Origin of the sequence: Dyella sp. GSA-30 (assembly GCF_027924605.1) — a bacterium.
In the GTDB taxonomy this organism is placed as follows: Bacteria; Pseudomonadota; Gammaproteobacteria; order Xanthomonadales; family Rhodanobacteraceae; genus GSA-30.
The window spans coordinates 4,321,901-4,343,213 of the sequence record NZ_AP027042.1 but is presented as its reverse complement, the minus strand read 5'-3'; the positions used below and the strand labels follow the sequence as shown (position 1 = coordinate 4,343,213).

General features: G+C 57.3%; 24 protein-coding genes. 13 read left to right on the top strand and 11 right to left on the bottom strand.

The genetic code is table 11. The annotated features are described in order from the left end of the window. Positions 1 to 102: 102 nt before the first annotated feature. Positions 103 to 618 (bottom strand): hypothetical protein, encoded by a 516-nt coding sequence (locus QMG46_RS18260; protein WP_281849289.1) that lies wholly within the window; start codon positions 616 to 618, stop codon positions 103 to 105. A gap of 435 nt (positions 619 to 1,053) precedes the next feature. Here QMG46_RS18260 and QMG46_RS18255 point away from each other — a divergent pair, with 435 nt between their 5' ends. Together QMG46_RS18255 and QMG46_RS18250 are read left to right on the top strand one after the other, a co-directional pair. Further along, positions 1,054 to 1,458: a hypothetical protein gene (locus tag QMG46_RS18255; RefSeq protein WP_281849288.1), complete on the top strand. Its 405-nt coding sequence runs from the start codon at positions 1,054 to 1,056 to the stop codon at positions 1,456 to 1,458. A gap of 482 nt (positions 1,459 to 1,940) precedes the next feature. Beyond that, positions 1,941 to 2,957, top strand: coding sequence for a hypothetical protein (locus QMG46_RS18250; protein WP_281849287.1), 1,017 nt, complete (start codon positions 1,941 to 1,943; stop codon positions 2,955 to 2,957). 168 nt (positions 2,958 to 3,125) lie between these two features. Here QMG46_RS18250 and QMG46_RS18245 read toward each other — a convergent pair whose 3' ends face one another. Next, complete coding sequence (locus QMG46_RS18245) at positions 3,126 to 3,836, bottom strand: class I SAM-dependent methyltransferase (RefSeq protein WP_281849286.1); 711 nt, start codon at positions 3,834 to 3,836, stop codon at positions 3,126 to 3,128. Between the two features lie 262 nt (positions 3,837 to 4,098). Here QMG46_RS18245 and QMG46_RS18240 point away from each other — a divergent pair, with 262 nt between their 5' ends. Beyond that, positions 4,099 to 4,554: a hypothetical protein gene (locus QMG46_RS18240; RefSeq protein ID WP_281849285.1), complete on the top strand. Its 456-nt coding sequence runs from the start codon at positions 4,099 to 4,101 to the stop codon at positions 4,552 to 4,554. A gap of 141 nt (positions 4,555 to 4,695) precedes the next feature. Here QMG46_RS18240 and QMG46_RS18235 read toward each other — a convergent pair whose 3' ends face one another. The 3 genes from QMG46_RS18235 to QMG46_RS18225 form a co-directional block, all read right to left on the bottom strand. Beyond that, entirely contained in the window at positions 4,696 to 5,094 is a 399-nt protein-coding gene (locus QMG46_RS18235; protein ID WP_281849284.1) for a barstar family protein, read from the bottom strand. 191 nt (positions 5,095 to 5,285) lie between these two features. Next, a complete protein-coding gene (locus QMG46_RS18230) occupies positions 5,286 to 5,978 on the bottom strand; it encodes a hypothetical protein (protein WP_281849283.1) in 693 nt (230 codons plus the stop codon). A 38-nt stretch (positions 5,979 to 6,016) separates the two neighbouring features. Then, complete coding sequence (locus QMG46_RS18225) at positions 6,017 to 6,280, bottom strand: hypothetical protein (protein ID WP_281849282.1); 264 nt, start codon at positions 6,278 to 6,280, stop codon at positions 6,017 to 6,019. Between the two features lie 327 nt (positions 6,281 to 6,607). Between QMG46_RS18225 and QMG46_RS18220 the strand changes: the two genes are divergently transcribed. Together QMG46_RS18220 and QMG46_RS18215 are read left to right on the top strand one after the other, a co-directional pair. Further along, complete coding sequence (locus QMG46_RS18220) at positions 6,608 to 7,081, top strand: hypothetical protein (protein ID WP_281849281.1); 474 nt, start codon at positions 6,608 to 6,610, stop codon at positions 7,079 to 7,081. A 228-nt stretch (positions 7,082 to 7,309) separates the two neighbouring features. Further along, entirely contained in the window at positions 7,310 to 7,990 is a 681-nt protein-coding gene (locus QMG46_RS18215) for a hypothetical protein (RefSeq protein ID WP_281849279.1), read from the top strand. A 38-nt stretch (positions 7,991 to 8,028) separates the two neighbouring features. Here the strand turns inward: QMG46_RS18215 and QMG46_RS18210 are convergent, their stop codons facing one another. After that, on the bottom strand, positions 8,029 to 8,400 hold the full coding sequence (locus QMG46_RS18210) for a YciI family protein (protein WP_281849278.1): 372 nt from the start codon (positions 8,398 to 8,400) through the stop codon (positions 8,029 to 8,031). A 198-nt stretch (positions 8,401 to 8,598) separates the two neighbouring features. On the opposite strand from QMG46_RS18210, the gene QMG46_RS18205 reads away from it, so the two are divergent. The 5 genes from QMG46_RS18205 (at position 8,599) to QMG46_RS18185 (ending at position 13,319) form a co-directional block, all read left to right on the top strand. Further along, positions 8,599 to 9,135, top strand: coding sequence for a carboxymuconolactone decarboxylase family protein (locus tag QMG46_RS18205; protein ID WP_281849277.1), 537 nt, complete (start codon positions 8,599 to 8,601; stop codon positions 9,133 to 9,135). A gap of 244 nt (positions 9,136 to 9,379) precedes the next feature. Next, entirely contained in the window at positions 9,380 to 9,793 is a 414-nt protein-coding gene (locus QMG46_RS18200; RefSeq protein ID WP_281849276.1) for a hypothetical protein, read from the top strand. 292 nt (positions 9,794 to 10,085) lie between these two features. After that, positions 10,086 to 10,769 (top strand): lysozyme inhibitor LprI family protein, encoded by a 684-nt coding sequence (locus QMG46_RS18195; protein WP_281849275.1) that lies wholly within the window; start codon positions 10,086 to 10,088, stop codon positions 10,767 to 10,769. Between the two features lie 30 nt (positions 10,770 to 10,799). After that, a complete protein-coding gene (locus QMG46_RS18190; RefSeq protein ID WP_281849273.1) occupies positions 10,800 to 12,377 on the top strand; it encodes a peptidoglycan-binding domain-containing protein in 1,578 nt (525 codons plus the stop codon). A 699-nt stretch (positions 12,378 to 13,076) separates the two neighbouring features. Next, positions 13,077 to 13,319, top strand: a complete 243-nt coding sequence (locus QMG46_RS18185) for a hypothetical protein (RefSeq protein ID WP_281849272.1) — start codon at positions 13,077 to 13,079, stop codon at positions 13,317 to 13,319. Between the two features lie 125 nt (positions 13,320 to 13,444). On the opposite strand, the gene QMG46_RS18180 is transcribed toward QMG46_RS18185, so the two are convergent. From QMG46_RS18180 to QMG46_RS18170, 3 genes are all read right to left on the bottom strand, one after another. Beyond that, positions 13,445 to 13,741, bottom strand: coding sequence for a carboxypeptidase-like regulatory domain-containing protein (locus tag QMG46_RS18180; RefSeq protein ID WP_281849271.1), 297 nt, complete (start codon positions 13,739 to 13,741; stop codon positions 13,445 to 13,447). 245 nt (positions 13,742 to 13,986) lie between these two features. Then, positions 13,987 to 14,889: an alpha/beta fold hydrolase gene (locus tag QMG46_RS18175; RefSeq protein WP_281849270.1), complete on the bottom strand. Its 903-nt coding sequence runs from the start codon at positions 14,887 to 14,889 to the stop codon at positions 13,987 to 13,989. A gap of 20 nt (positions 14,890 to 14,909) precedes the next feature. Then, positions 14,910 to 15,350 carry a DUF1330 domain-containing protein gene (locus QMG46_RS18170; RefSeq protein WP_281849269.1) on the bottom strand — a complete coding sequence of 147 codons (441 nt, stop codon included), beginning with the start codon at positions 15,348 to 15,350 and terminating at the stop codon, positions 14,910 to 14,912. 553 nt (positions 15,351 to 15,903) lie between these two features. Here QMG46_RS18170 and QMG46_RS18165 point away from each other — a divergent pair. The 3 genes from QMG46_RS18165 (at position 15,904) to QMG46_RS18155 (ending at position 18,286) form a co-directional block, all read left to right on the top strand. Then, on the top strand, positions 15,904 to 16,167 hold the full coding sequence (locus tag QMG46_RS18165) for a hypothetical protein (RefSeq protein WP_281849268.1): 264 nt from the start codon (positions 15,904 to 15,906) through the stop codon (positions 16,165 to 16,167). A 114-nt stretch (positions 16,168 to 16,281) separates the two neighbouring features. Continuing rightward, positions 16,282 to 16,518 (top strand): hypothetical protein, encoded by a 237-nt coding sequence (locus QMG46_RS18160; RefSeq protein WP_281849267.1) that lies wholly within the window; start codon positions 16,282 to 16,284, stop codon positions 16,516 to 16,518. A 184-nt stretch (positions 16,519 to 16,702) separates the two neighbouring features. Next, positions 16,703 to 18,286 carry a Na+/H+ antiporter gene (locus QMG46_RS18155; RefSeq protein ID WP_281849266.1) on the top strand — a complete coding sequence of 528 codons (1,584 nt, stop codon included), beginning with the start codon at positions 16,703 to 16,705 and terminating at the stop codon, positions 18,284 to 18,286. Positions 18,287 to 18,992: 706 nt separating this feature from the next. On the opposite strand, the gene QMG46_RS18150 is transcribed toward QMG46_RS18155, so the two are convergent. Beyond that, positions 18,993 to 19,277 carry a hypothetical protein gene (locus tag QMG46_RS18150; RefSeq protein ID WP_281849265.1) on the bottom strand — a complete coding sequence of 95 codons (285 nt, stop codon included), beginning with the start codon at positions 19,275 to 19,277 and terminating at the stop codon, positions 18,993 to 18,995. A 180-nt stretch (positions 19,278 to 19,457) separates the two neighbouring features. Then, a complete protein-coding gene (locus QMG46_RS18145) occupies positions 19,458 to 21,170 on the bottom strand; it encodes a DUF3300 domain-containing protein (protein WP_281849264.1) in 1,713 nt (570 codons plus the stop codon). Positions 21,171 to 21,313: the final 143 nt, after the last annotated feature.

Here is a 21,313-nt window from a genome sequence, read left to right as displayed (position 1 = left end):
ATCTAGTGGCCGTGCGCATTGTTTTCGTCGGCTGAAACCTATCCTGTCCCAGGCGACGTCGCAGCAATCCGCGACGCTCTCCTTGGCACGGCGGACTGCCGATTACGATATCCGAGCGATCAACGGCGCAACGACCAGCAGCGACAGCAGATAAGGGGACGCTTTGGATAAGCCCTGTTCGTGCCAAAGGCCCATTGTGATCTCCATCATGGCGACAAGGTAGAGGAGAAACAAAATTATCAACGGTGCATGGCTTGCCGCGCAGGTGAACATGGCCACTAAACCAAAGCCGGCAGTGATGGAAAACGCGATCGAAGCGAACGTCGTTAGCGCAGCGAGCTCTGGTTGAATCTTCGAAGCGATCTTGTGGTGAAAAGGCCGTCCCCGAAAGGGGAAAAGGGCCATGCCCAAGGCCATCAAAGGGATGGCGAGGCAAAACATCGTCGTCATGGCGACCTGGTCGCTCCACACGCTTTGCGCGAGTGTCACGGGGTGGTCCTTGGTCCACAAGAGCCTATGTGCGATGCCAAGCAAAAGGCCGATGCAGAAGTAGGCAGGAAACTTGGCACGCAGAGACGAGGCAACATGAAGTTTCGGCTTTTCATTTGACGTCGACATGGCGAGCTCTTTTCGGTGGAGTAGTGTTGCGCTTGAAGGCAAGGAAGTTCATCGCGAGCATTTTATCCGACTAGCGAAGTCGGATTGGCCAATAAAGGATCGGAAGCAAAGAGCTGGCGTTGCCTCTGCTTCTGCGCGCGCAAGAGGGAACGGGGCAGCCCGTAGCGCCCTTTTAACCCTGGAAAAATTGCTCTGAACCGTTTTTCACACTCGGCTTATCTGATTGCGATTCCGTTACTTCTTCCCGTCATCGACGAATCGCAGCCCCAGGGCTTGAGAGTCACCAGTTAGAACGCTGCTGGAAAACATTCTTTTTCATCCGTTGATTCAATGCGATGCATGACATTTCCCCAGCCCCGCCGAGGGGAAGGGGGCCTCGGCGCGCCACCATGATGCTGCCGCGCAATGCGGCGCCACACAGTCCAAGGAGATGACATGTCACGCCATTCGATATTTGCTCCCACCACACTATTGATCGCCGCCATCGCGCTCTTTCCGGCAATTTCCAACGCCCAAGGCCTGACGTGCACGCAAGTACTTGAGCTGCCGTTGTCTGCGAGCACCGTGGCTCGCGCCCAGGACGCCGTCGGCAACGCCCCCGCCGCGCTTGCCTCGAACGAACAGGCAAAAATCGGCATCCTGAATGCGACACCCATCTGCAACGGCGCGATGGCCGGCCAAGATCTGGCCTTGTTCCAACAAATAATGTCGCTAGCAAACCAATTTGCCGACCAGGCGACCGTCGCAAACGAGCTCAATCAAACCGCTCAGGCGGAGCTGTTTGAGACGCAGCTTTCACTGAGCCTGGAACAGGCCATTAATCTTGCCGCTGGGCGGTAAGCGGCGTTCGGCACGCTTGTCACCGCGCCGGCTTTCTGTGCATTGATTTCAGCTTGATGGCGCGGTCACTGGGGATGGGGGCATCGATACGTCATTGATGACCTCCATCCCTTTGGCGCGCGGTGGGCCTCATGGCATCACTATATTGATCAGTTGCCCAAGCGTCGCGGCGTGGTACTTCCAACGCCACGGCGTAGTGGTACTCGTTGCGCAACCCTTTCTTTACATTTGTATCGCAATAACGCGGGTATCCGACGGGACCTGTTGTATTGGTCACGCTTTCGCCAAAAAAAGCGGTGTAAGAATTAGCTATGGACGATACGCCGCTTGAAGTCGTGGCGCTTATAAGGTCGTTAGCTTCGTAATCGATCGCGCAACGGTAATGCGGCAGAGAAATACGCCAAGGATGGCAAAGGAAGCTATCTAAATAACGTAGCGCCGATCCTCGGCGCGGGTCGGTTGCGGCCTGGGAAAGGATGCCAATGGCTAAATCGTTTGCTCAACCGACGACGTCGACAGTGAAGTACCCCGTGCCGGACCGACAGCGAGTGCGCGTCGCACGCCTGGCATTGCCAAGGGCGACGTGCCACTGGTCACCAGTACTCGATCAATGCCTGCGCGCAGGCATGGAACATGGCCGCCGTGGCGTACGCCAAGCTACCGAACGGGTGATGGCGCTATGCCCTGTGCTGACACGGGCGGAGTGCTGGCAGCGTTTGCGTTGGCTGCGGGAACATGCCTGCGGCGAACGCCCTTTACCGAATGCGTGGCCTGCGGACCTGCTGAAGCAGTTGCGCGAAGGCTATGCCAAAGGCGGCATGCACAAGCGCGCGGCTTTTCGTGCAATTCGCACGCGCTATCCCGGTTTACCGGGTCACGTTATCGTCCGTGTGGCCCGGCGGCAGGGATGGCTCGTTGGTTCCTCGACAACCATGTCACCGCGGCGACGCTGGACAGCGACCGAACAAGCACGCTTTGCGGCCATGGCGGAGTGTCGCACCGTCGCGCAGATGGCGCTGGCCTTGGAGCGGTCGACGAAAGCCATTCGTTGGCGTCTGGGGGCACGGAGTCTGAGTGCAAAAACCGACACGATATGGTCCTTACGTCAATTAGCTGGCACGCTTCGAGTGGGCACAACGACATTACGACGTTGGAGTGCCGAACGTACTTTGCGGGTGCGCGATGCACATGTCACAGGCGACTCATTGCGTGCCTGTCTTGCACGTGGCTCATTTATTCGCGAATGCGCTATCCCTGGCGGTGTGGTGCCGATGGTCATCGCACCTGATCAACACTACCGCTGGAAAGATGCCGCCAGGATATTGGGTTGCCGCATCGATGCCGTGCGTCAAGGTATCGCACAAGGCGTATTCAAGCTGGCGGATCCAACGGTCAGCGATCGGGCTCTCGCACGCTTTTTTCGACAAGGTGCCTTCGAACGATTGAACATGACGAGGATCGACCCCGCGATCTACCGATGGTTGGTCAGAGAGATCTAGGGCACTCAAGAGACGATCGCTCTATTAAATGAAGGATACCCCGCTCTGCCATGCATCGGGGATGCCATCGCCATCAAGCAATGGCGTCCCTTCATTTGCACGCACCGCGGTTTTGCGGACGAACTCCCGGGCGCGATGCACGACATCGCACCCGGAAGCTCAACAGCATTAGTGCAAAGGCTTCTTGAAGCGAAATACGAAGCGATCGGTCTTGCCGCGGATAGTGGGATCGAACACCTTCAAGGTGTGATCGTCGTTCGGATTGGCGAGAATCTTGATCTCCCCATCGAATACGAAACCGGCTTTCTCGACCTCGGCCTTTACAGCCGCGGGGTCGATGCGGTGCAGATCCTCGGTATTCTTCAGACCCGATCCCGCGGTAGCGGCGTGGTCGGAGACCAGATAGTAGCCGCCGGGCTTCACAAGCTTGAAGACTATCGCGTTGAAAGCACCCACGTCTGCGCCGTTCATAAAGCTATCGTGGAGGTCATGGTAGTTCTCGAAGGTCCAGAAGATATCGATCGTATTGTCGGTCGACGCAGGCGGTTGCTCGGTCAGGGGGCGGGAAGTCGCCTCCACATTGCTGTGACCCGGCTCGTTCGTGATGGCCTTGGCGATATCGAGCGGATGGCTTTTGAAGCCGACAACCTCCGCCGGAACATAGGCGTACACCTTGCCCTTCGGCCCTACGACTGTCGAAAAAATCCGCGTCCAGTAACCGCCACCCGGCACCGCATCCACGACCTTGTCGCCTGGTTTCACTTTGGCGAACGCGATCAGCTCCGTGGGGTGGCGTGCGGCATCCTGCTCAGTGTCTTTTTCCGGCCGGGTCTTATCGGCGACGGCGGTGGTGATGGCAGATGACGGCGGCTGCGCCATCGCTATCGCAGAAAGTAGTGTGGCAGCGGCTGCCACAGCGAATAGTGCGGATTTCATGGGATCTGCTCTCCGGTTGATTTGGCTGGCATAAGCAAAAGGCGAGGTTTGTGTCGGTCTTCTAGCAAGCAAACGAGATTTGGAACGAGATCTGGGACACTTGGGAAATTATCATGGTTCAATGGGTGATGGCTGCCTCGCTTCACGGCGATCAAACAATGGGTGCCCGGTTTTACCTCCCTCCATTTTTCGAGGATTCTTGCCCGTGACGTCAGAAATCTTTTCCGAATTGATCTCTGCCAGTATGAGAGACGCTGGTAATTTCATCTTGGGTATTCGAAATGAGCGAGTGGATTCTGTTGGACAAGCCGCTGAGCGCTTCGGGCTGTTCCCGTCAGAAGACATCTATGTAGAGATTGATGCAGAAATGGCCAGGTCAGTTCTGAAAGAAGTGTTCGCCTACGACATGCCTCATCACTTGGAGATGATGCCGCCTGAAAGGGCCAAAACGCTCGCATCTGCCTTTGTGGATGCCTTCGCTGGCGAGGGCGCGACCTATTTCAGCAATGGCGACTTTGGAAGGTGGGGAGCGGCGAATTTACCAGAAGGAATGATTTTAGCGTCGACCGCGATGCAAGCGACGGAGGCGACGTTTGAGGTTGGCGTCTTGGTCATCACGCCGCATCGCATTGCTTGTGCGTGGGTCATGGACGAAGACTGACCGATAGCGGGATTTGGATGCGCGGTTTGTGGCACCCAAAGATGGGTGGGCGAGATCTGATGGGTGTCCCATTCCTTTTAGGGGCAAGGCCAGTCATTTCAAAGCCTGCGATTGCGAACTACTTGGATCGCTGGCGGCGTATCAATGTTCGTCAGGCTTCGCCTTAAGCACGCTCAGGATGGCGTGTTTCAGAGAGGGATCAAATATTGCGACGAAAGTGTGGGACTCATCCGGCTTCCAACTCGCGGAAGCCTCCTGAAGGGTCTCTAGATAGATCTTGAGCTCGTCGTCATCCAGAGCGGGCATGTCGTTGTGAATCAGCACTACATCCTTCCGGCTGGTCCAATGGAAATCACGAAGGCAATCGTAAAGCGCGTTCCAGTTGTGACCAAAATAGGCTGGGAATAGGAGCGCCTTTGCCACCGCTCGTAGAAGGCTATCTGCGCTGGATAGCCCCTTGGGCACGACGCCAACGAGCGGGTCATCGAAAGAGGCAATTTCGATCGTGCTCTGAAATCTAAAACCGACGGGTATAGTCATGACTTGGTTGTCCAATGTCCGCTAGGCGCTGTGCGGCTGATGGGGGTGCCATTGGCATCGCCCTCCATTCTCATGATAGGCGCAGAGATATCGATGAGCGAGGTCATGATGTTCTGTGACGGCGACCGACCGGCCGCCGTGATGCCCTCGCAGTTCCGGAAAGGGAGCGCAGAAGCCTAGTGGTGTTCGTTTTAGGTGCGTTGATAGACGATGCATGGATCTGCCATCACGGCACTGGTGTCTTCGTTGATCAGCACGACATCGGTCGCTGTGGTTCGAATCGACGGAAATTCCGCAACAATCTCCGTCGCCGCTAGTTCGATTGCGTCGATATCCTCGATGCACGGCAATTCTGTTGTGAGGTAAATCAACTGAAAGTGTCCGTCGCGGGCGTTCCACTGAAAAGCAGCTGTAGAGACACGGCGCGTCAAATTTCTGCCGACGATGTCGGCTACTGTGTTTTCCACGTGGGAGCTATATGCCGGTTGGCATTGGAGCGTCGTATAGGTGCGGATCCGATCACACAGAAACGCCGAGGCCGCCCCAATCCGTTGTGAAGTTCCTTCGGGTGCGGATTCGCTGACAAGGTTGCGCAACGTATCTGGAAGATCCTCGATGCCTTCAACCTCACATAAAATGTCAAAGTAGTAATAGCGCCGATCTTCGGCGTCATCGGGCAGTCCTTGCAAAGTAAATTCGAGATCTTCTGTGCCCGCCTCATAGCCTGGTACTTCATCAAATTGATCGGTCTCCATCAGCACCAGTGGTGCAAGCATTGCATTCAGCTCATCTGCCACTTCGTCTAAGGGCCGATCAGCGACGATGGTGGCCCATCCTAGATAGCGTTCTGCCACTGGCTTTTCTCCAATGTGATCTGTTGCCATGCCTACACTAGACTCACAGGGCGCTTCGAACGCTATCGTCAAGGCGCCTTTTGAAACAACACCTCTCTGGCGGTTTGCCATTCTGGCCAGCACTGTTCTGCGACGATATCCGGATACCCCCGTTCCTGCTCGAGTTTCGCTACCGCGCTGGATGGCAACACGACGCAGTTGGCATTGTCTCGGATTGCCAGGACCTGAGCCTCTGTCAACGAGGCGCCAAGCGTGGACTCAGCGTGATAAAGCAAGGTGACTAGCGCAGGAATAAAGACAAGGCACAACGGATCGTCGTCTGGACTGTTCATATCAGTTCATTCCGGAGATGAAGACGTCGGAGCGTGAATTCGATTGGAGTAAAGCGTCTGCGATGGACATGATCACTCGTAGAATCAAAGGGTTCAAGTTCATTTTTTTAGCCTGAAGAGATGCTGCTGCCCCCTTTGTCACCCCGCTAGCTTGCACAGGCTAGGGAGAAATTTGGGGTGGTGAGCCTTTGCTAGGCTAGGAGGCATTTCGCTTCTACTTGTTGTCGCAGCATGTGGATTGTGATGGGCAACGTTACGTGAGCGTGCCTTGTATTTTTGTCCTGATATCAATCTCAGTCAGTGCCCTAAATGGTTTTCGGAGCGCACATGCGTAACTTTCAGTATCTGGTGTTGCTAGCCTTGGTTCTGGCTCCGGTTTTAGCGTTTGCCAAAAATAGCCAGGACGTCATCGTCATCCCTTGGCCAGCAAAGCCGCCTTGCAACGCCCGCGATCAACTGGCCAAGGGGAGGCTGTCAGGGTTTTCCGCGCGACGTACGGAGCCCTCATTTGCAAAACGTTACGCTCCTTCATTGACGCTACCGGTTTCGGAAGATCAGGTGTTCAAAATTGCTAAAGCCCAGCATCTCAAGATCTATCTTGACGGCGATGGCACGGATGCGCTCTGCATACATCCGCCACGAGGTCAGCCGATCAATGATGAAACGATCAGAAAGGTATACATGCTTGTTGATGAGGGAATGCTGCACTCGGGTGCCACTCAGATTAGATATTTTGCCTACGCTGATGGCAACGGCATGGTGACGTATATAGAGCCTGACTACTCCTATACGGGACTTTGAGGCGATTGAGCTTAATCGCAGATGCAGGAGGGCTTCCACACGTCCTAACAGGACGTACTGTGCCCCTCAAAGCCGAGAAGGGGCGCTGGCATCAGTGATAAGTGGCAAGGCTTCGATTCAGGAGTTGGGGATGTCTTCGAAGAAGAGAATGCTTTAGTGTGCCGGGGACGATGATAGTCAGTGCCATCTAAGTTTCCTTTGGATACCCGAACCAGAAGCTCTTTAACGATGTCAATTCTCTATCCGCATCAGAATGGCGTAGTTCTCGCTGATGCCAGCCCGGACGGTGGCATTTCACTGGGAGGAATTTGCCCCTTTGCGGGCGCAGTGTCACCAAACAATGGGTTGCCATTGACGCAGCTTGCGTTGGTAGCGTTCGGTGCAATAGGCCTCGACTCATCGGGGTGGCGGGTGGCGAATATTTCGTTCCTCTACTCTTGGAAGTGCGGGATATTTGAGGGGGACTTTTCTTATCGCATCATCGATGGGGCAGTGGATATTCTCGAGCACGCGTCAGGAAATCCGAATGTCGAAGACTTTCCCTATCCTGATTTTCCTGTTGTTTTTCCGGCCAAGAGCTACCAGGCCAGGTCACTTACACTGGATGAACGTGACCAGATGACTCGGGTGAATGAGATGACAGAGCGAGACATCCCGATTGACACGGATGGCCCGCTCTGGGCGCTTACCTTCCCGAGGCACCAGTTTTTGGGTGTGCCGTTCCTCCTGGACCCAGATGGGTCCGAGAAGAACTGTCCGCAATGTTCGAGGCCTATGTTTGTGCTCGCAACCATTGCGAATCAGATCGACGGTTTCGAGCAGGGCTTTTTCGGGAATGATTTTGTCCAGGTCGTCTATCTCGCATGTAGCGAGTGCAATGTTCTATCGGCTAGAAATTTCGCAGATTAGCGAAGAAGGTAAGCACTCCTACGGCGACGTCCAGACCCTCATTGGGCTAGATAGAAATCCATAGGGATAAGCTCGACAGCCCATTCGCCTTCTTCACCCAACGTGGCGGCCGGGTGCATGGATGCGATGCTCAGCGCCTCTTCATGGCTATCCGCCTCGATGATGAACAGGCCGCCGACCACCTCTTTAGACTCGGTGTAGGGCCCGTCGCTGATCTGCCTTTTGCCGCTCCGTGTGCGAAGCGTCCTCCAGTTTTCCAGATCGCCAAGCGACGCGGAAACCAGAACCTTGCCGGTAGCACGCATCTTTTCGTCCAGTGCCGGGCATTGGCTTACCAGTGCCTTGATGTCGTCTGGCGCCATGGCAGCGAATTTTTCTGGGGTGAAGTAGGCCAGGCCGAGGTATTTCATGGGAACTCCTTTTGGGGTGGATGCACTATCGACGAAGCAGGCGTCAGGAAATCGACAATCGGGCTGGGAGAGATCGCATATCGCGTGGGCTTCTGTCGAACAAGACGAATAAGCACAAAAACAACGTTTTTGGGCATCTACGCGTTCGATCCATCGAACTAAAGTAGACCTCGTTGTCCACTTCCAAGGAGTTTTATCATGTCACGGATCGCAATTCCCGCACTCGAGGCGGCTACTGGCGCGACCGCCGAAGTCTACGCGCAGATCAAAGCGGGCTTGGGCAATGTGCCCAATACGTTCGCCGCCATCGGTGCACTCCAGCCTGTCGGGCTCAAGGCGATGATGGACGTTGAGCGTGCGCTCACGGCTGGCAGTCTGAGTCTCCAAGAGCAGGAAATCATCAATATTGTCGTGAGTCATGCATCGGGTTGCGATTACTGCGAAAGCGCGCATGTCCATCTGGGCAAGCGCGCTGGCCTGACCCGTGAGGCATTGTGGCAGATCCGTCATGGCGGGCTTATCGGGCATGCTCGCCACGATGCCCTGCTTATCTTCGTACGCATCCTCCTGAACATCCGGGGTACGGTGAGCGAGGCATCCATTGCCGCGGTCCGCGCGGCGGGCTACACGGATATCCAATTGGCAGAGATCAGCTTGGCCATAGCGTTGATCACGTTCACCAATACGTTTAACCGGATCAACAATACCGAGCTGGATTTCCCGCGGATCGACTGAGCTTGGCCAAACGGACTCTTCAGCCATAGGGTGGAAGAGTCCGTGCGGCGCGAATAGAAAGATCAAAGGGGGCAGGCCGCTTTTTCAGAAGTGTTCTGGGGGCGCTTTTGTAGAGGGGCGTCTGCCCATCGGTGTTGGTATCGGGCGCATAAGGGGGATGCTGCCCTTTTCTCGCAGGACTTTTCGGCTGCCTGATAGCATCGCTTCAGTCCCACTATGGTGCACAACGGAGAATCAAGTACTTATGAAAGAGTATGGCCGGCCGTGGAAAATCAGCACACTGGGCATCGGGATCGCTTTGCTCATCGCCGGTTCGTACTTCTATCAAGCGCCAGATTGGGACATTCCCATCAGTTTGATCATGGCGCTCCTTGCCTACTTCACCGCGCCATGGAGCCTGCGCGCCTTGCTTGAACGCCAATGGAGGCGTTGGCCAGCGGCGCTTTTCGCAACCTGGTTTACGGTAGATGGATGCTATGCGATCTACTGGCATTTCAAGAATCCAGTAGCGCTTGAACAAATGCGGGCTGCCAACTTTCCGGCCTCGCTTGCGCTCTATGGCATCTGCGGTGTCATTTGGCTCTACCGGGGTAGCCTTTCTGACCTATGGTCCGAATTGGTGGCGCATTTATCAGCAATCAGAGTACGCAAGCCGTAAACTTGAAGACAGGGGCGGCTTGACTGGGTAGGGGTTGAAAAGGCGGACGCGTCTTTGTCGACGTCGTGCTTTAGCGGGGCGATAGACGTCACCTGCTGTGCCGCAATTATTTGCGAAATCGATGGCGCTACCGGCCTGCTTGCCTTGGGCCACATGCCGCCATAGAGCATTGATGGCTCTCGTTCTTTTGCGGTCACATTATCCGGGTACAAGACCGGTAATGCGGAAAGCATGCCTATTGCCCTATGGGATATTCTGCGACATCTTTACAGCGTAAGCATGGAGGAAGGAAATGGGCTACACATCGGGTGCAAAAGTTCTCTTTGCGCTAGGCCTCATGGGATTGGCGTCTGGCGCTTGTGCTGCCAGCTTCGATTGCAATAAAGCCAAGAGCGATATCGAGAAGCTGGTCTGTAAAGATACGGAAACGTCAGCGCTGGACGATAAACTCCAGCAGGCCTATAAGACGGCTCAGGCAGCCACCGATGCTGCCGGCAAGAAAACATTGATGGACGAGCAGCGCCACTGGATTGCGTATACCCGAGACCTGTGCGCGGATGAAAGCTGCCTGCAACAGGCGTATACGGCGCGCATCGCGGTGCTGGCTCGTAATGAAAAGTACATCGTCAATAAGACTTCTTGCGAGGTGCCGGGTGGCGGCGGTGAGTGCGTGAACGTGGTGGCGTACCGCGACACCAGCATTCGGATGCATTCGTTCAACCAATCCATTACGCAGGCGAAGCAGGCTGGAAAGATCATCGGCTGTAGCGCGTTGATCAATCTGCCAGTCGGCACTGCCGGCAGCAACAACAGTTTTGGCGGTATCTGCACCTTGCAGAATGCCGCTCAGCGCAAAGTCGTGGAGATTTGTGACGACGACATGTTCGGGCATTTCGAAATGAAACCCGTCGATCCGCAAGACGTCTCGGACAAGAATCTTATCGACTTTACCCACGAGCACTGCTTCGGCGGTTGATCGATTTCAATGGCCTAGAGGGACCTTTTCATGTCGAACAATACCAGCATCACTCCTGATCAGCTGAGTACGCTTTTCTTCGGTGCGGAACTGGGTGGCAACGCCAATGTTGCAAACCACTTTTCCTATGCCCAGAAGGGCCAAAGCACGTATTCGTTCGGCGTGCCCCAGTTCGATGTCGGCAACGATGACGCGTCGCAGAAATTTTTGAAGGACAACGGGTTTACCAGCGACGATATCAAGAATCTGTCGAAGCACGGTGGCCTGTCGCGTACGGAATTGAATGCGCTGGACGCCAAGTTACAGGCGATCCCACAGGCAAAGATCGATGATCTTACCAAGCAGCACATGGATCGCCTGATCGGGGATGTGGACAAGGCGATCGATAAGGTGCGCGAGATCAATCCGGCCGCTGCCGATGCGATCAGCAAGGATCCCAAGCTGCAATTGTCCATCGCCGACTACGAAAACCAGTTCGGCTCGGTGGGCCCTCAACTGGTGGGTTTTCTCGCGGGTAAAGAAGAAAAGCTTCAGGGCGGCACCATACAAGCGGGCAATCCGCCGACCCGAGACGATGTGCTGAAATTTGTTCACAACACGAAGTACGGCCAGGATCCGGCCAATGCCAGGGCGGTCGAAAGCCGCAATGAGCGGTTCGACGCAGCGATGGGCAAGCTCAATCTGGGCCCGGCGGCTCCGACGCCAAGTCATGCGCCGAGCCATGCGCCGAGCCATGCGCCGAGCCATGCGCCGAGCAAGGCTCACCCGGCCCCTGAGCAAAGCGGCCCAAACAGCGCGGTCGGCAAGGTACAAGGCGAACTGGCCCAACTTGGCTACAAGGATGCCAAGGGCTATCCGTTGGAGGCCGATGGCAAGCTTGGCGCCAACACGCGCGGTGCCTTGGAGAAGTTCCAGGCCGATCACGGCTTGAGCGTGGACGGAAAGGTCGGCCCGCAGACTGAGAAGGCTCTGCAAGCAGCGGTGCATACCCAGGTGAGCGAGCTGCAAGGCGGGTTGGCTAAGCTCGGTTACAAAGACGGCAACGGCCACGAGCTGAAGGTCGATGGTGCCATGGGTGCCAACACCCAACATGCCTTGCAGAAATTTCAGGCCGATCACGGCCTGACCGCGGACGGCAAGATCAACGCCGAGACCCAGAAGGCGATGGATACCGCGCTCAAGGCGCAGACCCAGAACGCACCCGCCGCCAAATCGCCCGGTCTGGATGATCCGAAGAACCCGAATCATGCGATGTACGAGCAGGCGCTCGCCGGTGTGCACAAGCTCGATGCCGCCATTGGCCGCACCCCCGATCAGCACAGCAATCAACTCGCAGCCGCTGTCACCGCTGAAGCCATCAGCAAAGGCCTTACCCGCATCGACGCGGTGGCGATGAGTTCGGATGGCACCCGGACGTTTGCCGCTGACAATTCTTCGGCCATCCAGAAAGTCGCCGACGTGCCTACGCTGCAGGCGTTGAATACGCCGATGAAGCAGAGCAATGCGGCAGCGGAAACCGCCACGCAAGCTCAGGCGCAAAATCAGACACAAGCTCAAGCTCAAGAGCCTCAGAAGCAGGCGCAGGCGGCTGCGATGGGCGGCAGGTAAAGCATCTGGCGGGATGATTGAATCAAAGCGCGATCAGCTTTGGAGCGCACCGGGTGCGAGAGCTGTCAGATCGAAGCTCCGCCTTGAGCCTACAGACAGGGGATAGCCGATGAGGATGAGGACTGGCTTTGTTGTTGCACTTTCGCTGCTGTGGTCGAACATGGCAATGGCGGATGCGTCGCACCTATGGACGGTATCCCTGGTGACTACCGGTCAGCCGTATTTATGCAATGAGTGTGGCCTCAAAACGCCGTTCCCTGATGCAGCTTCGACGCGCGCGTTAAACGCCTGGAAGTCGGTGCTGCCGCCGTTTGTTGGTCCTGTGAATGACAAAGGCTTTCAGCCGATACAAAGCGGAGACCGAGTCACCCTGTGCAATGCATCGGGGTGCTCGACCTACACGTGGGAGGCGCCGCTCGGTTGGGTTCATGGTGTCTTCCAGCATCAGGAATCGCACGCGCCTCGTAGCGCAGGTTGATCGTTTGGATTCAAAAGCGGGACGGCTGTCAATCAGGGGCAGAACATGAGCGACGAACAACCTGCCAATGCGATGGAGACAGCGGCGATTCGCCATGCCCTCAAGTTCGATCCAAACCGGCCGTATAGCTGGTAGCAACCGCAAGGCTCTCGTATCGATCCCGGCCACCGCGCTGTCGCAGTGGCCATCGCCTTTACCATCATGCTCAACAGGGGAAACTCATGGTGGACTCCACCCATGATCAGGCTGCCGACGCGGCAATCCAGGCCAGTGTGAAACTTATCGGTGATGTGTCGGCCCATGCGGTTCAGGACATGACTGAACGCATGGCTAGCCTCGTGGCCGAGTCGGCCACACGGTACTTCAATGGCGATACCAAGGCTGCCCTGGCTGCTCAAGCCGTGTTGCTCAAGCAGATGGCGAATCATGGAGTTGTCGTTGACGATGGAGCTTCTCAGAGCTGAGGAGACCCGATGCATGCACGGATCTCTCCAGATCATCGAGCAAAAATCCCCCAATCGTTTAGCTGTCCGTTGTCGTCAGTGCACAGGGTAGTTGCGAGCCGAGGCTGGCGCGCAATAAGCCAGGACTAAAGGTCGACAGCGCCATCGTGTTTGCCATCGATCCCGAGGTGGCGCTTGGCATGATGTGGACGATCTTCGTAAATCGTGTAGCGCCCCGGTGCGAGTGGGCCTGCGGCGTAGGCGCCATCCTTGTCCGCAACGTACCCTGCCACCGCGCCAGTTGCTTCGTTGACGACTACGATCTGAGCTCCCGGGTCCGCGGATCCTCGAATGAAGCGCCCGGTATCCATATTTGATGCGCTTGAAACGCCGGAACACAACAGGCATGCCGCCGCTGACAGCAATAACAAGGACACTTTCATCGGTACTCCTTTGAGGTATTTGAAGGCTGACTGCACTTTGGGAGGGCAGTGATCGCGTCGGATTGACGATGCGATCCAGCAATTCATATGCCATGTAGCCTGATTGTTGTTTCAAAGGCTTAGGCGGCATATCTTCGCAGGAGCCAGTGTCCGCGGACGCTCCGGGCGGACAGACGGACACCGTGATCGGGGTTCCGTTGCGATCTGTTCGGTCCAAGGCGATGCGGGAGATGCGTCCTTCACGATCATGCTGCGCGGGTAGCTCGCCGCGCGGTTCGTGCGATCGAATCGATCACTATTGCATACGTTTCCTTGGGTAGTTCATGACCCATCCCATCGATCGGCATGAACTCCGCGCCTGGAATCGATCTGGCCGTATCCTCGCCGCACGCCGGAAGTATCAGCGGATCCTCGGCGCCATGGATCACCAGTGTGGGTGCCTTGATCGTCGCCAATCGTGCGCGCCGGTCACCGGCGACCGCCATGGCGGCTACGTGCCTTGCGAATCCCCCCGGCGCATAGCCGCGGCGAATTTCCTCCCGCACGATCGTGCGATGCGCTTGCTCGTCAAAAGAAAAACCGGTGCCGGCGATGCATCGCGCAAAGGCGAGACTATGCGCAACAAACCCGGCTTCGTCATTCGTCGGGTCCGGTGCAGGGCGCATCATCAGTGCCATGACTTCCGGCGATGCGGCAGGAAGTGCGGGATTGCCTGTGCTGGACATGATGGAGGTAAGCGACAGCACGCGCTCGGCATGCTCGCTCGCCAGTATCTGCGCAATCATTCCGCCCATGGAGCGTCCGACGACGTGCACGCGTTCGATACCCAATGCATCGAGCAACCCCACGGCATCCGCTGCCATGTCGTGCAAGGTATAGGGCACCTGCGGCCGCTGTCCCGCCATGAGCGCAGCAGCCAATGCGCCAAATTGCGGTGCAGGGAGCTGGGTAAAATGCGTCGAGCCGCCTGTGTCGCGGTTGTCAAAGCAGATGACACGAAAACCCTGCGCCGCCAACGCTTCACAGAACGCAGGTGTCCATCGAATCCGCTGCGTGCCGAGCCCGGCGATAAGCAGCATCGTTTCATCGGTTTCCTGGCCGTAACTGTCGTAGGCCAGGCGGATGCCGTCGGCCGTGAGTACATGCATGGTTGCGTTTCCTTATGGGCTCAGGCGGGCAGCGATCGTGCGGTCAGTGGCAGCAACCGCGAGTCTTCGATGGCTGCCACGCGATGTCCTATACCCGCGAGGTAATCGCCATGGTTGGCGAACGCGAGAAACGATGGCGTGCTGTGCTGCCTGACTAGCATCGCCAGGTCCCACCGCTCGTGCTCGGGGCCGATAAGGAACGCGCCACCGTCGCCAACGAACGTCAGCTCGCCGCCGCTGGCGCGCAGTAACGGCAGCGTGTGCTGGATGTAGCGATCGAATGCGGCGGCACCACTGATGGGGGCAGGGGGCGCGAGTTCGGGGTGCGCCGAATAGTCGGCGATGTCGCGAAAGCGCAGCAAGTTCAGCATGAACACGTGGCCTTCGATGGCGCGTTCAATGAAGCGCTTCCCGGCGCTTTGGGTTGGTTCGAGATAGCGGGCGGCGGCTGGGTGATTCACGGGCGGCTTTTCGTCGGCATGGGCGAGGCGGCATTTTTACCCTGGTAAAATTGACCTGTCAATATCATCCGGGTAAATTATGGAGCGAGGGTGGATAAGGGCTACCAGACGGCTAATTGGCCATGCGTCGCGTAAACGCACGAATTTTCCAACCAAGATCTGGGGCGAGATATGGGCACCCAAGAAATGATCATTGCTTCTTTAAATAGAAATGATGGATGTCCCCCTCGATGTCCTCCATGCACGAGCAAAGGAAATGTCGCGAGCTACGCAGGCCTTGCGGCAATCAACGTTCGGCAGCCTGCTTATGCGCTAAATCGCGCACGAAGGATTTAGGTGTGATGGGGGTATTGCGCGATGAGGGTATGCCTGTGAAGTATTCACAAGGCAGGCGGAATATCGGGGCACACTCAATGCAGTCGCTTAGCTCAGGGCGTGTACTGCAATTTGCTGCGTCTCTGATCCATAGGTTTGCATCCGTTGACGGCTGAGTCGATGCCAGTCAGCATTTGAGCGCCATTCCGGCACTCACTTCTACACAAGGAGCGTTTACATGATTCATCGCAAACTTAATGCAGGCGTTGTTCTGTTTTTGGGCATGATCATGGCTGGCAGCGCGGCCGCTGCGGGCAGTTCGGCGCCCAAGCCTCAGACCCCTGGCACCTCCACTCAAAACGCCTACCTGACGGCATCGCCCGCCATGGGGGTAAACTTTGCGCAGCTCACGCCGCGCATGGCGTTTACCAAGGTGGTGGATGGTTGCGAGCACGTTACCCACGAGAACTTCTGCGCGTGCTATCCGGACACGTGTCACTGATCGGGTGAAGGGCGCTCTTTACCGGATCGGTGAGGAGCGCCTAAAGATCGACGGGGGGCGGGGCATGGGCTCAATGAACTACAAAAGCTGATCCGGTAATCAAGGGGCAGAATCATGAGTGACGAACAGAAAGCCGATGCCGTGGAATCTGCGGCATTCGCTGGAAGCGCTGGGCAGGTTCGGTTGAGAGATTTCGATTTTCGTATCGATGAGCAAGGGCGTCTGGTTATCTCGGGTTCCGACCTGACATCGCTAGACATCCTCATTCCGGGAAGGTTTACCAAGGAAGATATCCAGCTCAGCATCGATAACGCGCGTGGCCTTATCCTCCGCGTCAGGAAGCGCGGATAGTATGCGAGGGAGATAGGGGCGCCCAAGAAATGATCGATACATAACCACTGAATGATGGATGTCCCGTTCCATCTGCGCCTTCATTGCTAACGGGATGGCGCTGCTCGGCGACTACCCATAAAGACGGACATCAGATCAAGTGATACGCATATAGTATCGATCCAGTGATCTTGGGGGCGTCTCAATGCATTCTGTCGAGATATTTGAACTCGTACTGGTTCTGCTCACCGTCGTTGTCGCCCTGCATTGGGCGGCACGACGTGTAGGCCTGCCCCCGGCCACAGCGTTGCTCGTCGGTGGCGGCGCTCTCGCATTCGTGCCCAAGCTCCCGCCGTTCGAGCTCGATCCCGCGTTGATCTTGGTGCTCTTCCTCCCGCCGCTGCTGATGGATGGGGCATATTTCACCGCGCTGGGCCGTTTCCGGCGGCATCTGCCGGGGATACTTTCGCTTGCCGTTGGCGCGGTGGTGTTTACGACGCTCGGGGTTGGCCTCGTGACCCACTGGCTTGTCCCCAGCCTCCCTTGGGCTGCCTGTTTTGCGCTCGGGGCGATTGTTTCGCCACCGGATGCCGTGGCGGCGCGTGCTGTGCTTCAGCGGGTGAAACTTCCCCGGCGGCTATCCGCGCTGTTGGAAGGGGAGAGCCTGCTCAACGATGCAACGGGTCTGGTGCTTTTTCGCTTCGCCGTCGTTGCAACGCTAAGCGGCGCGTTCAATGCCGGTGGGGCTGTCTCCAGCTTTGTCTTCCTCGCCCTGGGTGGGATCGTTGCCGGCCTCGCCGTTTCGGCAACCTGGATCTTCATCGTTCGTCGCCTGGACGATCAGACGCTGATCGTCATGGTCAGCACACTCATGTGCTGGGTCGCTTATATCGTCGGTGAGGCCGTCCACGTCTCTGGCGTGATAGCCACGGTCACAGCGGGGCTCGTGCTCGGCTGGTATCAGCATGTCATCTTGCCCGCGCGGGTTCGACTTCGCGGCAGCGCGTTCTGGGAGACCGTGGTGTTTGTGCTGGATGCTCTTGTCTTCATCCTTATCGGCTTCTCGTTGCGTGGCGTGCTGGATCGAGTCGGCGGGATCGAGGCTGTTACCACGACGATGGCCATTCCCGTGCTTGCTGTCGTGCTGACCGTCACGGTGACGCGTTTCATCTGGATCTTTGGCGTCGACGGCTTGCTCTCAGCACTCCACGGAATGGGGTTGAAACGCGCCCGGCCGCTGGGAGTGCGGCAAGCGACGGTACTGAGCTGGGCCGGCATGCGAGGCGTCGTTACGCTGGCAGTGGCTCTCACGTTGCCGATATCCATGCCAGGCCGAGACCTGATGCTCGTCACCGCGTTTGCCGTGATTTTCGCCACCGTTGTCATGCAAGGGACAAGCCTGGGATGGCTCATCAGGCGGGTTCGGCCGGTCGATCAGGATCCTCCGGCAAAAATGCATTTGCCCGCATCGGAAGCGGCCATTGCCCGCGCCATGGCTGCGGCTGTCGAACGGCATGCCTACGCGGAAGACGGAACGTTGATCCATCCGCGCCTGTTAGAGGAGTATCGGAAGCGCTCGGAAATCACGACGCGTTATGCCGAAGACGCGGACACGTTTATGGAAGGGGTTCGGACGCATTTCGACGTCGTCCTGATCGCACTTGCCGCTGGGCGCACCGAGCTGATTCGTATTCATCGTGCAGGACTCATTGAAGACGAAGTGCTTCATGAGCTGGAGCGCGATCTGGATGTCGAGGAGCTGCGTATCATTCTGCAGCGCGGGGATTAGCTAAAGCTGCGGCTGGCGGCATCCGTGATCACACGTGCTCACGTGATTTGGCGGTGTGGCGACGGCCCCGCGATGGAAAAAAAGTTGGTCATATTGTGCTGCCCGCACGTTCAATGATGGTCACTTGGCCTTGAACGAGCAGCTCGGCAATGGACGGGTTGGAGGGGCGCGCGAACATTGGGTCGTTATCCATGAGCGAACCTTTTCAATAATGCAAATAGTGCGCGGAGCGTTGGCTATAAGGAGGACCTCCAAAATCATGGTCAAGCCAAGTCATGTCATGGCGGTTAGTTGTGCCGTTTACCTCTGCTCGATAGATCGGCAAGCCCTCTTTCAGTTGTAACCTCCGCGCCGTTCGTTGCGCCGATTCCAAGTCTTCACTGGCAAACATGCAATTTAATCGGCAAACCGATGCTCCGAGTTTGACCCTCGCACTTTCGAGCAGGTATTCGCGTAGGACTAACGGATGTAATTGGGTAAGGCGCTCATCAGGAACGACCGGACTAGTTGAGCTTGGTTTGGGTAAACGATAGTGCTGAAAATAGTTCGCAACCTTTCTCCCTAGCGGTGAAAAGTGGTGGGCTCGGATCTGGATGACTTGCCCTGGCCTAAGTCGTTGTTCTTTGTCAAAGTGGTAAATGGTAGTCATAAATGTCGTGGTTTCCTTATCACACCGCAGCCTCGCGTTTTACTTGTTCTCGCCGCGTTAGCAGGCCTTGTTGAAAACATGCTTGACCCCGCACTTGGTCGCGTGCGCCGCATCGCGGAAGCCGTGGCCGACCGCGCGTGCACCGTTGGCCGTGGCATGACCGACTTTCCTTGCGCCATTGGCGGTGGCATGGCCGACGTCACGCGCGGCGTGTCCGGTCTTCGTGGCGGCGTCTTTGGTGTCTTGCTTGATGCCCTGCTTCGTATCGGATTGGTCGGCGTGAGCGAAGGGGCTGGCAAACGCCAGTGCCAGCGTCGCAAACAGGAATAGACGGGTTTTCACGAGGGCCATCCCTCCAAGCGGGTTGATACAGTAGACGGATCGAGCGACTCGACAGCCGGTCAACAGCATGCGCTCGCTGTCGTATGCGGTAAAGCGACACAACGTTGCTACGGAGATCCGTAAAAGCCCCTGGCGACGACGCCAGGGGCTTTTCATTGCGATCAAAATCTACGGTACCGCTCAGTGGTGATCTTTATCGTCTTTCTTTTCCGGGTGCGGCGGCGGGGCCTTTTGCGGATGATTTTGCTGCGGCGCCGGATGAGGTTGCGGGTTCTCGTGTTGCGGCGCTGGACGTGCCTCCGGCTGAGGGCGCGGCTCTGGTTGAGGACGCGCCTCGGGTTGAGGGCGTGGCGCCGGTTGCTGGTGTTGTGGCTGGGGATGCGGCGCAGGCTGCGCGTGTTGTTCGGGCTGTTGATGCGGTGCCTGCATGTGCTCGGCGGGGCGCGGCTGCGGCATGGCCGGATGCGGAGCCGGTGCCGCGTGGGGGATTTGAGTCGGCTGCGGTGGCTGCGCGTGAGGCGCGTTCACGGGCTGATGGAACGCTTCCTGCGGACGCGGTGCAGGAGCATGCCGTTCATCGACTCGCGGCTGCGCTTCATGCGGTTGCGGAACGGGCGCATGGGAGGCCATCGGGTGCGCATTGTTCGCCGCTGCCGGTTGCCGAGCCTGCGAGAAGTTAGGCATCGTCATATGGTTGGGCTGTGCAGGCGCTGCCGCCGGGGCAGGGCCGTTGGGTCCATTGCGATGGTCGAACTGTCGGTTATCGACATGGTTCGTCACCTCGCGATTCTGCGCAATCTGATTGTGGCTATTGTTGTTGCTGTTGTTGACGCTGTTATTGATGTTGTTGGTCGTGTTTCGATTGTTGACGATGTTGCCGTTGTTGTTGGTAACGGTGCGGTTGTTACTGTTGATGTTGGTGATGTTATTCGTCGTGTAGCGATTGACTACAGTTGTCGAGCGCGAGACGTAGGTCTGGTTGTTATAGACCACAGCAGGTCGATGCCAGCCGCCACCGCCTTCATTGCCACCGCGGCCGCCGCCCCAGTTCATGCCCCATGAGTGCCAGTCGCCGCCATCGCGGTGGTGATCGTGCATCGCACCGACAAGAATGGCGACGCCAAACGTCACCGCACCGACAGCTACCAGGTCGCTCCCGCTATACGAAGGGCGCTCATAGGTGTAGCTCGGGTAATAACCGACATCGCCACCGTACACCGCTTGCGGATCGTAACTGGGCACATACACGGTATCGGGTTGAGTCGGCTCGATCTCGATGACCTGCTCAGGTGCGGGGACCACGGAGGGGCCCGAATAGACCGGTTGGCTTTCACTGTCGTCGACGTACGTGGGATTATCGGGCGCGGCCGCTTGGACCACCCTGGTTTCCACACGCTGTTGTTGCGTGCTGCGCAGGTTGCCATGCGCAGACGCGCGTTGACGCATGACCTGGATCGCGTTGACGACGTCGGTGGGGTCGTTGACGTAAGCCTCGCCAAGAGCAGTGGTCCACTGGATGTTCTTTGCCATCTGATCCAGCGTCGACGGAAACGCCGTCAGTCCCTTCACGCTTGGATCCCACGGCTGTGGATCGACTGCCGCCTGCAATAACGCACCCTTCAAGTTCGGGCTCTGCACTAATAAATTGTCAGCCGCCGTTATCTGGTCGGGATACGTCGAGCCGGCCAGTACCTGTGCTACCAGCTTGTCGGGAAAGAGCGCGATTGGCGCGACCAGTTGGTACAACTGGTCGGCGGTGGGGGGCGTATATGCCGAGGCCGGCGCTGCCGACGACGCTGGTGCCGTTGACGGTGCGGTTGATGCGGCGGCAGGCGCCGCTGCGGGCGCCTGCTCGGGCTGCTGATTGCAACCGCCAAGGAGCAGCGTACCCACGCAAAAACTTGCTCCGATGGCCATACTCAAAATACGTTGATTGCTCAAAGCGGATGACTCCCTATGTCATGGCGTGGCAAGAAGAGCACCGTGATCGACACGCAGGGCGAGCCGTTGCTTCGTCCAAATGCAATCACGGGTCG

Coding starts and splice junctions, on each gene's coding strand:
- QMG46_RS18260 (WP_281849289.1), bottom strand. CDS start 618: ATGTCGACGTCAAATGAAAAGCCGAAACTTCATGTTGCCTCGTCTCTG.
- QMG46_RS18255 (WP_281849288.1), top strand. CDS start 1,054: ATGTCACGCCATTCGATATTTGCTCCCACCACACTATTGATCGCCGCC.
- QMG46_RS18250 (WP_281849287.1), top strand. CDS start 1,941: ATGGCTAAATCGTTTGCTCAACCGACGACGTCGACAGTGAAGTACCCC.
- QMG46_RS18245 (WP_281849286.1), bottom strand. CDS start 3,836: ATGGCGCAGCCGCCGTCATCTGCCATCACCACCGCCGTCGCCGATAAG.
- QMG46_RS18235 (WP_281849284.1), bottom strand. CDS start 5,094: ATGACTATACCCGTCGGTTTTAGATTTCAGAGCACGATCGAAATTGCC.
- QMG46_RS18230 (WP_281849283.1), bottom strand. CDS start 5,978: ATGGCAACAGATCACATTGGAGAAAAGCCAGTGGCAGAACGCTATCTA.
- QMG46_RS18225 (WP_281849282.1), bottom strand. CDS start 6,280: ATGAACAGTCCAGACGACGATCCGTTGTGCCTTGTCTTTATTCCTGCG.
- QMG46_RS18220 (WP_281849281.1), top strand. CDS start 6,608: ATGCGTAACTTTCAGTATCTGGTGTTGCTAGCCTTGGTTCTGGCTCCG.
- QMG46_RS18215 (WP_281849279.1), top strand. CDS start 7,310: ATGTCAATTCTCTATCCGCATCAGAATGGCGTAGTTCTCGCTGATGCC.
- QMG46_RS18210 (WP_281849278.1), bottom strand. CDS start 8,400: ATGAAATACCTCGGCCTGGCCTACTTCACCCCAGAAAAATTCGCTGCC.
- QMG46_RS18205 (WP_281849277.1), top strand. CDS start 8,599: ATGTCACGGATCGCAATTCCCGCACTCGAGGCGGCTACTGGCGCGACC.
- QMG46_RS18200 (WP_281849276.1), top strand. CDS start 9,380: ATGAAAGAGTATGGCCGGCCGTGGAAAATCAGCACACTGGGCATCGGG.
- QMG46_RS18195 (WP_281849275.1), top strand. CDS start 10,086: ATGGGCTACACATCGGGTGCAAAAGTTCTCTTTGCGCTAGGCCTCATG.
- QMG46_RS18190 (WP_281849273.1), top strand. CDS start 10,800: ATGTCGAACAATACCAGCATCACTCCTGATCAGCTGAGTACGCTTTTC.
- QMG46_RS18185 (WP_281849272.1), top strand. CDS start 13,077: ATGGTGGACTCCACCCATGATCAGGCTGCCGACGCGGCAATCCAGGCC.
- QMG46_RS18180 (WP_281849271.1), bottom strand. CDS start 13,741: ATGAAAGTGTCCTTGTTATTGCTGTCAGCGGCGGCATGCCTGTTGTGT.
- QMG46_RS18175 (WP_281849270.1), bottom strand. CDS start 14,889: ATGCATGTACTCACGGCCGACGGCATCCGCCTGGCCTACGACAGTTAC.
- QMG46_RS18165 (WP_281849268.1), top strand. CDS start 15,904: ATGATTCATCGCAAACTTAATGCAGGCGTTGTTCTGTTTTTGGGCATG.
- QMG46_RS18160 (WP_281849267.1), top strand. CDS start 16,282: ATGAGTGACGAACAGAAAGCCGATGCCGTGGAATCTGCGGCATTCGCT.
- QMG46_RS18155 (WP_281849266.1), top strand. CDS start 16,703: ATGCATTCTGTCGAGATATTTGAACTCGTACTGGTTCTGCTCACCGTC.